Consider the following 10,691-nt stretch of genomic DNA (forward strand, 5'->3'; position numbering starts at 1 on the left):
CCTACGCCGCGCCATGTGCGGCCGGCGCCGCGGCCGGGTCGGTCGGCTGCGGGTCGGTCGCGCCGGCCGACGACCAGGCCGACCACATCCGCGCGTACTGGCCGCCGGCGGCGACCAGGTCGTCGTGCGAACCGTTCTCGACGACCCGGCCGCGGTCGAGCACGAGGATCCGGTCGGCGGAGGCGGCCTGGGTCAGCCGGTGCGCCACGGTGATCACCGTGCGTCCGTCCAGGGCCCGCTCGGCAGCCAGCTCCAGCCGGCGGGCGCCGGCGCTGCCCGCCTCCGCGGTGGCCTCGTCGAGAACGACGATCGGCGCGTCCACGAGCAGCAGCCGGGCGAGCGCGAGTTCCTGCGCCTGCGTCGGGGTGAGCCGGTGCCCGCCCCGGCCCACGACGGTCCGCTCCGCGGACGGCAGCGCGGCGACCCAGCTCGCCGCGCCCGCCTGGGCCAGTGCGTGGTCGATGTCCGCGGCCGAGGCGTCCGGGCGGGCAAGCCGGAGATCGTCCACGAGCGGGCCGGCGAACACGTGGACCTCCTGGGTCACCAGGGCGACCGTGGTCCGCAGGTCGTCCGGCCCGAGCTGCCCGACCGGAAGACCGGCCAGCCGGACCTCCCCCGATGCCGCGGGATGCAGGCCGGCGACGATGTTGGCCAGCGTGGTCTTGCCCGCCCCGCTCGCACCGACGACCGCCACCCGCTGCCCCGGGCGCGCGGCGAGGTCGACGCCGTGCAGCACCTCGTGATCGTCCGCGTAGGCGAAGTGGACGTCGCGCACCTGGACGGCCGGCTCGCCGAGAACCGCCCGTTCCGGCGCCGGCGGCGGTGCCACCCGCGCCACTCCGACGAGGCGGGACAGCGCGGCGCCGGCCTCCTGAGTCGTGTCGATCATCATCAGGATCATGTTGACCGGCTCGAACAGGCGGCTGAAGTAGAACGCCGCCGCGGTCGCCGCGCCGACCGTGACAGCACCGTCACGCACCAGGTAGAAGCCGGTGGCCAGCACGGCGGCGACCCCGATGGCCTCGGACAGGTGCATGCGGCCCCAGAACCGCGTCCGGAAGTGCATCGCCGCGTAGGCGCAGTCCACCGCCGCCTCCGACCGCTGGGCGGTCAGCCGCAGATGGCGCGGGCCGAGGCGGAACGCCCGGACGGTGTCCGCCCCGCCGATCGAGTCCAGCAGCTGCTGGGCCCGCGCGCCCTCGGCGACCCGCTGGGCCGCGAAGACCGACCGTGACCTGCGCAGGTACCACCGAAGCGCGTAGATGTCGGTCGGCACGGCGAGCAGCGCGACGACCGCGAAACGCCAGTCGATCGCGGCCAGGCCGACCGCGGTCATCCACACCAGGAACACCGACATCGCCAGCGTCGGCACGGTGGTGCGAATCGCGGTGGTGACCACCTCGACGTCACCGCTGATCCGCGCCACCAGATCACCGGAGCCGGTGCGTTCGACCTCGCCCGCGGGCAGGTGCAGGGCCCGCTCCAGGACGTCCTCACGCAGTGACGCCAGCGCGGGCTCCGCCACGAGCGCGATCAGCACCCTGGTCACCACCAGGAGGACCGCGGCGCCGACCGCCACGATGACCAGGACCTGGACCGGCCAGAGGACAGCCCCGCGGTCGCCGTCGATCGCCGCGTCGACGACCCAGCCGAGGGCCCGGGGCACGATGAGCTGCAGGCAGGTCCCCGCGGTCAGCGCCAGGACCGTGAGCACGCCGAGCGCCCACCGTGGCCGCAGGAGCCGCAGGAGGTACCGCCACGTCTCGCCGGCGCTCGCGGTGGGGAGCAGGCCGTCGCCGGAGTGTTCTTCTCGCACGCTGTCACCTCGCATGGGGATCACCCGTCCTGGCCGGTTCACGCTGTCCTGGCCGGTCACGCGAGGACGAGTTCGCGGTAGCGCGGGTTCGTGTGGACGAGGTCCGCGTGGGTTCCCTCGGTCGTGACCGTGCCGCCGTCGAGGACGACGACCCGGTCGCAGCAGGCCAGGACCGCGGGGCTCGAGGTGACGCACACCGTGCTCAGCCCGCCGCGCAGGCGCCGCAGGCCCTCGGCGATCCGGCGCTCGGTCAGCGAGTCCACCGCGGTGGTGGGTTCGTGCAGCACCAGGACGGGCGCGGCCGCGGCGAGGGCGCGGGCCAGCGCGACGCGTTGGCGCTGCCCGCCGGACAGTGACGTCCCGCCCGAGCGCAGCCGGGTGTGCAGGCCCTCGGCCAGCACCTCCGTCAGGTCGTCCAGCCCGGCCGCCGTCACCACGGGGCCCAGCTCACCGCCGGTCTCCGCCGGCGTCGCGGACCGGATGTTGTCCAGCACGGTTCCTTCGAACAGCACGGCGTCATGGGGGGCGACCAGAACGACCTCCCGGGCCGTGTCGGGGTGCAGGTCGGTGACCGCGGTGCCGTCCAGCAGCAGTGCGCCGGACTCCGGGTCGGCATCCCGGGCCAGCACGCCGAGGACCGCGGCGGCTTCGTGCGGATCGGCCACCACGACACCGAGGAGCTCCCCGGCGCGTACCTCGAGGTCCAGATCGCGGACCGAGCCCACCGTGACCTTCTCCAGCCGCAGCCGGCTCGCCGGCCGGTCAGGACCCGCCTGCCGATCGGCACCGGCCGGCACCGTGGGCGCTCTTTCCGCGACCGCCGGCGGGGCGTTCAGCACCGCGGCGATGCGGCCCGCCGACGCCAGGGACTGTGCCCGCTGGGCACCGAACCCGGTGATCCGGTTGAGCGGGTCGACGAGGAACTGCGCCAGGCCGACCGCGGTGATCAGGGCACCGATACTGATCGACCCGCCGGCCGCGAGGCGGCCCGCGCCCAGTGTCACGACCGCGAGCAGGCCACCGGCCAGCGCGACCGCCACCGCCCTGATCGTCGACTCCGCGGCTGCCGCGCGCAGGGTGGCGGCCAGCGCGCGCTGGCTCGCCGTCCGGTAGCGCTCGACGGCCGGGCGCTCCCCACCGAAACCCTTCAGGACCCGCAGGCCGGCAATCAGATCGGCGGCGAGGCCTGTCGCCGCCGCCATCGTCGCGCGCTCGGTGGCGCTGCGCCGCTCCAGTGGCCGGCCCAGGAAGTGGGTGATGACCATGAGGAGGAGCGTCCCGGCCACGACCAGACCGGTCAGCGACAGCGAGAAGCGGGCGAGAACGACCACGGCGACCCCGACCCCGGCGATGCCGGAGATGGCCATCGCCAGCGCGTAGTTGAACATGCCGACCTTCAGGGCGTCCGCGGTCGCCAGGGCGACGAACTGCCCCGGGAGCTGGTCGGCACTCGCGCCGCCGCGCGGGTCGAGGACCCGGTCGGCCACCAGCATCCGCAGGTCGTGGCCGGCGCCCTGGACAGCCCGCAGGTTCGCCCGGAAGCCCCACCGCATCGCGCAGGTGAGGGCGACGAAGAGCCCGAGCAGCACGGCCAGCCAGCGCAGCATCGAGGCGCCGTCCCCGGTGGCGATCGCCCGGTCCACCGCGAGGCCGATGGTGATCGGGACGAGCGCCTCGGCAACCTGGTGGCAGGACAGGAAGGTCGACGACGCGCTCACGTGGCGTAACTGGCCGCGGCGCGCCCGGCGCAGCACCGACCCGGCGCTGTGCACCGCCACCGACGGAGCCGTGGCGGACCCGGCCGCCGAGGCCTGCACCGTCGAGGCCGCCGTCGGTGGGTTGTCCGTCGGCGGGTTGCCCGTCGGTGGCGTGTCGACTGTCGGGGCGCTCACGGAGCGGGGTCCGTTCCGGCGCGGAACCAGGCCGCGCGCGGCGGCGCACCTTCGTACAGGTTCACGTCTCTCCTCGGGTCGCCGACGGGTTTCTCAGGCAGGTTTCGCAGGCAGGACTCCCGGGACCATCCGGCCCGTTTCCCGTCACGACGACGCGCTGCTTTCCTCACCGGCGCGGATCGCGGCTCCGGCGCTGGTCAGGGCCGGGGGGAAGCCAGACCCGAACGCGGTGGGCAGCCATTCCCGACGGCTCGGCCAGCTACTCGACCAGACAACTGTCATCGCGCACCAGAAATGCGCCGTCGAGGCGCATGCCCCTCCTCGAGTCGGGATCGCGAACAGGCCGGATGGCACGCCGTTACACTGGCGCTCACGGCCAGCGGGCGTACCCTTGTTTCTACTCCGGTTATTCGTGGCCGTCGCGGCAGCATCGGCCATAAATTCCACTGAATCGGCCACCCGCGACCGCTCTGGACCGCTCTGGCGGGTGTTTGTACGCTTCACCGCCATGACATCCCCAGCACATCTGTCCGGGGGGCCGGGAGAATCGTCCACGCTGGTTGACCTGCGTCGTGGCGGCGGCGCAATCGGGGGCAGCCATCCGTACGAGGGCGAACGGCTCGTCACCGGCTGGCATGCGCATGACCTGCACCAGATCGAGTACGCGATCGCCGGTGTGGTGGAGGTCGAGACCTCCGTCGCGCACTATCTGCTGCCGCCGCAGCAGGCCGCCTGGATCCCGGCCGGGCTGGCGCACCAGGCCACGATGAACGCCGTGACCCGCACCGTCGCGGTGATGTTCGACCCGGCCGTCGTCCCCAGCCCCGGCGATCGGGCGCGGATCCTGGCGGTCTCCCCGCTCATCCGCGAAATGATCATTTATTCGCTGCGCTGGCCGATCACGCGGACCGCGGCTGACAGCGTGGCGGACGAGTTCTTCCGCGCCCTGGGCCACCTGGTCGCCGAGGCCCTCGACCACGAGGCACCGCTGTGCCTTCCGACCTCGACAGACCCGGTCCTGTCCAGGGCCATGGCCTACACCCGGGCGCATCTCGGCGCGGTGACGGTCGGGGAGGTCAGCGGAGCCGTCGGAGTCTCGGAGCGTTCGCTGCGCCGCCAGTTCCGCGCGACGCTGGGGCTGTCCTGGCGCAGCTATCTGCTCCAGGCCCGCATTCTGCGGGCAATGGAGCTGTTCTCGGTGCCCGGGCGATCGGTGCTGGAGGTGGCCACAGCCGTCGGCTTCGACAACGGCAGCGCGTTCGCCCGGGCCTTCACCCAGTACTGCGGGGAGACGCCGTCGGCCTACCAGCGCCGCGTCGGCACCACCCGGGCCACCCGGGCCACCCGGGCCGCGCGGCCCGCGCGACCCGCCCGGCCCGGGGTCCGCCCGTACACGGCCTCGGGGCAACGCCCGGCGGCCGTCACCCGCCCGCCCGCACCTGCTGGGTAGCGGCACCGCGCTACCAGCCCGTCAGGGGCGCGCTACCGGCTCGGACGATCGTTCCCGGCGTCAGATCCGCGGCGGGAACCGATCCGCCGCGGCCCCCGGGGAACAGCCCGACCGCGCCAGGGAAAGGCCGACCGTCATGCCCATCGATGCGCCGCAGTACAACGGGATAGCCGCCACCGACTACCTGCGGGAACTCCTGGACCTGTTCGAGAACGCGAACATCGGGATCATGGTCACCCGCTTCGACGGGGCCGTCAGACGGGCGAACCCGGCGCAGCGCCGGATCGCCGGCTGGGCCCCGTCGGGCGCGGCTGAGCCGTCGGGCGCGGCCAGGCCGTCGGCCCGCACGCTCCTCGGCGACGATGTGTGGGAGCAGGTGACCGCCGCGGCGGTTGACGGACACACCCTGCACAACCTGCCGGTCGACCTGCGGCGGGCGGACGGGTCGACGGTGGCCGCTCTGCTCGACGCCAACGGCGATGCTGACGGGGGCGTTCTCCGTCTGGTCACCCGTCCCGCGTTCCGTGGATCCCTGCCGGGACCAGACGAGGCCGACACGCGGGCGTGGCACAAGCAGTGGAGCCAGACCGAGGTCGGACCGCTCCTCGACGGGCTCGGCGAGACAGCGGTCACCGCGCTGACGAAGGAGTTGGAGGACCTCTTCGAGCTCCTGCCCGTGCCCCTGCACGGCATGGCCCGCACCGCCGAGGTCAGGCGGACCAACCTGATCCACCTGGCGTTCCTCGGCTGCGCCGACGAGCCCGCCAGGTTCGTCGGGCAGAACCTGCTCGGCATCTTCGCCGTCGAGGAGGATCTGGTCGCCCTCGGCGAGTCGATGACCGTCGACAACGCGATCCTGAACTACCCGACCACGATTCGCCGCCTCGATGGCACCCTGCTGCCCATGCAGGTCTACTCCAGCACGGTGACCCGTGACGGCGAGTTCGTCGGCACCCGCTGCTTCCTCTTCTTCACCGACGCCTCGGACGCCCCCGACGGCCCCCTGCCGTTCACCGCCCACCCGGTTCCGGCAACGGTGGACGGGTATCGCCGCTGACCGGCCGGACGTCGTCGACCAGCCCCCACGCGGCAGCGACCGCGGTGCCGACCGCCCAGCCGGTCAGCGACAGGAAGGCGGTGCGCTCCCGGCCCACCCGGCGGACGATGCTGGACGTCCCGCCGGCCCCGGGGATGAGCCCCATCGCCAGCTCGGGCAGCCGGAACGTGGTCCGCGGGTCGGCGACCACCCGGCGGGCGAACGCGGGGACCTCGACTCCGGCGCCCACGCACGTCCCGTGCACGTAGGCCGTTACCCGGTCGGCGCACCGCAGCAGGGCCATCGGGATGCTGCGGGACGTCCGCACGGCATGGCCGACGGCCGGGTCGGGAAGTGTGCCGAACTCCGAGAGATCTCCACCGCTGCAGAAGGTCGGGCCGACGCCCCGCAGCCGCACGGCGCTGACGCTGGGATCTCCCGCGGCCAGGGTGAACGCCTCGACCAGGCCGTCGCGCAGGTCCCGGCTGACAGCGTTGCGCACCTGCGGGCGGTTCAGCTCGACCCACAGCTCGTCGCCGTCACGATCGACGAGGACGGCCGGCGCGGACGGCACCGTAGTGGCCCCGGAGGCGCTCACCGACGCCGGTGCCGTCGATGCCGACGCTGACATCGGCACTGACACCGGCACCGTCGCCGATGCCGCCGCACGACTCGCCCGGGCCGCGCGGTGGCCGGCGAGCCAGACCGCGAACTCGGCGCCTGCCTGCAGGGTGGAGTAGACGAACGATTCCGCGATCACCGCGTCCCGGACATCGAGGTGCGCCGAGTACCGCACGAGCTGGGTGAACGCCACCGAGGCCGCCGGCACGGCGCGGGTCATGGCGGCGATCGCCGCGAGCGCCTCCGCCGTCCCGCCGGGCTGGCCGTCACTCCCCTGACCCATCGGGCCGACCCAGGGCGCCGGCGGCTCGGACTGATCGGTCAGCAGGATGTCGAAGCCCGCGGTCTCGATCCCCGGGGGGAGGTCCGACAGATCCGGGGCGACACCCACCAGCACGCCCGGCAGCCACCGGGCGAGCGCGCCGACCTCGACCGCCCGCGGCCCCCGGATCCGGACCGCGAGCAGCGGACTCCCGTTGTACGCCGCGAACATCTCGGGGTCGGCACGCAGCGCGACCAGTGCCTCCTCCGGCTCCAGGACGGCGGGCGCTGTGCAGGCGGTGTTCACCGTGCCGAGCGTACGGATTCCGTACGCTCGGCATGCCCGCTCCCCGCTCCCCGCTCACCGTTCACCAGCCCGCCAGACGAGGTGATCGCCGTGCTGGTCCGACGCGCCGAGATCCTCGCGGCCACACCCGCCGTCGGCCCCGGCCCGGGAACGCCGCGGGCCGGTCTGGTGGACGTCCGCCTCGCCGGTGGGGCCGTCGTCGAGATCGGGCCGCCGGGGCGGCGTCTGGACCGGCGCCCCGGCGAGGAGGAGATCGACGCCGCCGGCGGTGCTTTGCTCCCCGGCCTGCACGATCATCACCTTCATCTGATGTCACTGGCCGCCTCGATGGCCTCGGTGTTCCTCGGGCCGCCCGCGGTCGCCGACGCGCGGGAGTTCGCCCGGCGGCTGGGTGAGGCCGCCGGCGCCGCCCGCGGGTCACCCCGCGGCGGCTGGGTACGCGGCATCGGCTACCACCCGGCCACCGCGGGGGATCTCGACCGCTGGGCCCTCGACGCCCTCACCGGTGACGTACCGACCAGGGTGCAGCATCGCGGCGGCGCGCTGTGGGTGCTCAACTCGGCCGCGCTGCGCGAGGTCGGCCTGGACCCGCACGCCGACACCGGAGGCGGCGCTGGAGTCGGCGCTGGAGCCGGCGAGGGGATCGAGCGGACCGCCACCGGGACGCCCACCGGCCGCCTGTGGCGGCTTGACAGCTGGCTTGCCGCCCGGGTCCCGCGCGTCGCGGTCGATCTCGGAGCGCTCGGCCGGGCCGCGCTGGCGGCAGGGGTCACCGGCTTCACCGACGCCACACCCGAGCGGCGGCCCTCCGACCGGGCGGCGCTCGCGGAGGCGGTGGCCGCGGGGGTGCTGCCGCAGCGCCTCACCCTGATGCGCTCCTGCGCGGAGACAGCGGAGACAGAATTGGCCGTCCGGCCCGGTTCGCGGCGGCAGTCCCGGCTCACGGCGGGGCCACTGAAGATCATGCTGGACGACACCGATCTGCCGGACCCGGACAGCCTCGCCGAGCGGGTCCGGGCGGCCCACCGGTCCGGCGTGCCGGTGGCCGTGCACTGCGTGACCCGGGTCCAGCTCGTGGTGGCCCTCGCCGCGATCGAGGCCGCCCGGCCCCGTGTCGGCGCCGGCCCCGCCACCCCGTCGGACCTGAGCAACCTGGGGCGAGGCCGGCCGGCCGACCGGATCGAGCACGGGGCGGTGATCCCCCCGGAGCTGGCCGCGCTCATCCGCGCGGCCGGGCTGACCGTCGTCACGCAGCCGAACTTCGTGGCCGAGCGCGGCGACGCCTACCTGGCCGAGGTCGACCCGGACGACATCCCCTGGCTCTACCCGTGCCGGTCACTGCTCGCCGCCGGTATCGCGGTCGCCGCCGGGACCGACGCGCCGTTCGGCCACCCGGACCCGTGGCGGGCCATCCAAGCCGCCGTCGACCGGCGCACCCCCGCCGGCCACCTGCTCGGGGCGGCCGAGCGGGTGGCCGGGCGCACCGCCCTCGACCTGTTCCTCGGCCACCCCGACGACCCTGCCCGGCCGCGCCGGATCGCCCGGGGCATGCCCGCGGACCTGTGCCTGCTGCGCCTCCCTCTCGACGAGGCGCTGGCCCACCCGCAGGCCACGGACGTCGTCGCCACGTTCGTAGACGGCACGCTCGCCTACTCCGCCTCCTAGGCGGTCGCCCGGACCGCCGCTCCGGCACCGCTCGGTATGCACGAGACGACGGCGACTCAGCGCGAAGCCCGACAGGGTCGTCTCGATGTCACCGGACGGCCAGATTGTATTCGGGTCATAAAACGCTGGCTCGCGACGCCTTCGTCAAGCATTCTCCCCTTGGAGAAGCACCAGCTCATCCAGCATCTCAACACGAGGAAGGCAAAAATCGGCAGCAGTCTCACAGGAGCGGGGATCTTTGTCGATGCGCAGCGTCAACATATTCAGACGCTTTCCGAGCAGGATGTTGTTCTCGCTGTCGTCAACCATCAGCACCTCGTCCGGACTGGCGAGCCCAGCCAATACTCTGGAGAGAGCGAGAAACCTGTCCCCGGAGGATACGCCGGACTTTATTATCTGATCTGGCAGAAGCGACTCGATACCGGCCGTCCCCCTGATCACATCCACTTCCTCGGCAGGACTTGCTGTGACGATTCGGTATGGAACCTCCAGTTCGACGAGTTTTTCCAGAAGGCGGACCGTACCAGTCGACACTATCTCGTCATCATTCGTTATGGTCGCCCTGTAGAGACGCTGTTTCGCGAGGACAAGCGTGTCGACGTCACCCTGCAAAAATCCTCGGGCGACAAGATTACGGATCCCTTCACGGTCAGTGCGCCCCCCACACTCCGCCTCGTAGACCTCAAGACTCAGCGATCCACCGGCATCCTCGCAGAGACGAGCAAACGCGGAGAAATGCAATGGTTCGTCCAGAACCAGGACCCCGTTCCAGTCGAACACCACACCGCGTACCACAACCGGCCTCCGCAACGACCTGTTCCTCCAGTATTCGGGCACGGCGACACGACCGGCGTCACGACTCTCCTCTTGTCGGTCGCTGCGCCCCGTTCGCCGACGCCAATGCCGTTCCGCATCCTCGAGTGCAGCTTGCCAGCTATCCGTCGGCATTTGCAAACCAGCATCTGTCACGATCGCGGACAATCCGATCTCAACTTGATACAAATTTACCGGCTTCGCACGAAACTGTGCAGCCAGTCCAACGAAGTGTAATAGTCGCAACAACAGCGAGGGGCGAAGAGGAGCGGATGTCCGCAGGTCGGAGACAGCATCTGTATCGGCGATCTTGTAAGACTCTCCGACCGCGACCACGCGCCTACCAATGCGCGTATCGCCATGGTCCCCCTCGGCAATAAAGACCTCCGCCAGGCAGGCGCTGTCGGAGGGAGTACCGGCCACGACCGAAGGAATCAGAACAATTCCCTGGAGGCTTATTGCGTCGCATCCGAGGAACGCTAGAAGCGTTCTCTGGGGAGACAGACTGAGACGCCGCCCATCGATGGTCGTCACCGATATAACATCAGGCTTCAGCAGATTTTCTAGCTGCGAGAAGGAAAGGACGTGACAGGACAGGCCCGCACCACCGAGGACTTCACGCACCATCTCGTGCTCGCGCACACTATCCGAACCGTACTGGAGATCTTCAATAACAATAACGACAAGATTCGGATCGGCTCGCCTACTAAGAGAAAACTAAGTTAGTGGAATATTGATGTAGGACAGGTCTGGAGATCGGAAGAAGCCTCGGATAATCTCCGGTGTGGCCAAGAGGCGAGCGAACGCCTTCTTGACGCTGTCGCGCAGTT

At 71.8% G+C, this 10,691-nt stretch carries 7 protein-coding genes; 3 read left to right on the forward strand and 4 right to left on the reverse strand.

Annotated elements, in window-relative coordinates; genetic code table 11:
• Position 1 precedes the first annotated feature (1 nt).
• Together AB1460_RS07185 and AB1460_RS07190 are read right to left on the reverse strand one after the other, a co-directional pair.
• Complete coding sequence (locus tag AB1460_RS07185; protein WP_420497211.1) at positions 2–1,831, reverse strand: ABC transporter ATP-binding protein; 1,830 nt, start codon at positions 1,829–1,831, stop codon at positions 2–4.
• Positions 1,832–1,872: 41 nt separating this feature from the next.
• Complete coding sequence (locus AB1460_RS07190) at positions 1,873–3,708, reverse strand: ABC transporter transmembrane domain-containing protein (protein ID WP_368959815.1); 1,836 nt, start codon at positions 3,706–3,708, stop codon at positions 1,873–1,875.
• A gap of 508 nt (positions 3,709–4,216) precedes the next feature.
• Here AB1460_RS07190 and AB1460_RS07195 point away from each other — a divergent pair.
• The gene (locus AB1460_RS07195) at positions 4,217–5,158 is read left to right on the forward strand and encodes an AraC family transcriptional regulator (protein WP_368959816.1); all 942 of its coding nucleotides are present in this window, start codon (positions 4,217–4,219) and stop codon (positions 5,156–5,158) included.
• Between the two features lie 136 nt (positions 5,159–5,294).
• A complete protein-coding gene (locus AB1460_RS07200; protein ID WP_368959817.1) occupies positions 5,295–6,215 on the forward strand; it encodes a hypothetical protein in 921 nt (306 codons plus the stop codon).
• On the opposite strand, the gene AB1460_RS07205 is transcribed toward AB1460_RS07200, so the two are convergent.
• A complete protein-coding gene (locus tag AB1460_RS07205; RefSeq protein ID WP_368959818.1) occupies positions 6,169–7,383 on the reverse strand; it encodes an enoyl-CoA hydratase/isomerase family protein in 1,215 nt (404 codons plus the stop codon). The genes AB1460_RS07200 and AB1460_RS07205 overlap by 47 nt on opposite strands.
• Positions 7,384–7,473: 90 nt before the next feature.
• Between AB1460_RS07205 and AB1460_RS07210 the strand changes: the two genes are divergently transcribed.
• Positions 7,474–9,048, forward strand: coding sequence for an amidohydrolase family protein (locus AB1460_RS07210; protein ID WP_368959819.1), 1,575 nt, complete (start codon positions 7,474–7,476; stop codon positions 9,046–9,048).
• 144 nt (positions 9,049–9,192) lie between these two features.
• On the opposite strand, the gene AB1460_RS07215 is transcribed toward AB1460_RS07210, so the two are convergent.
• The gene (locus AB1460_RS07215) at positions 9,193–10,503 is read right to left on the reverse strand and encodes an HAD family hydrolase (RefSeq protein WP_368959820.1); all 1,311 of its coding nucleotides are present in this window, start codon (positions 10,501–10,503) and stop codon (positions 9,193–9,195) included.
• Between the last annotated feature and the right edge of the window lie 188 nt (positions 10,504–10,691).

The sequence above is a fragment of the Parafrankia sp. FMc2 genome (assembly GCF_041008525.1).
Taxonomy (GTDB): Bacteria; Actinomycetota; Actinomycetes; order Frankiales; family Frankiaceae; genus Parafrankia.

Bases quoted from the DNA above. Each gene is read 5' to 3' on its own strand.
- AB1460_RS07185 (WP_420497211.1), bottom strand. From the start codon at position 1,831: ATGCGAGGTGACAGCGTGCGAGAAGAACACTCCGGCGACGGCCTGCTC.
- AB1460_RS07195 (WP_368959816.1), top strand. From the start codon at position 4,217: ATGACATCCCCAGCACATCTGTCCGGGGGGCCGGGAGAATCGTCCACG.
- AB1460_RS07200 (WP_368959817.1), top strand. From the start codon at position 5,295: ATGCCCATCGATGCGCCGCAGTACAACGGGATAGCCGCCACCGACTAC.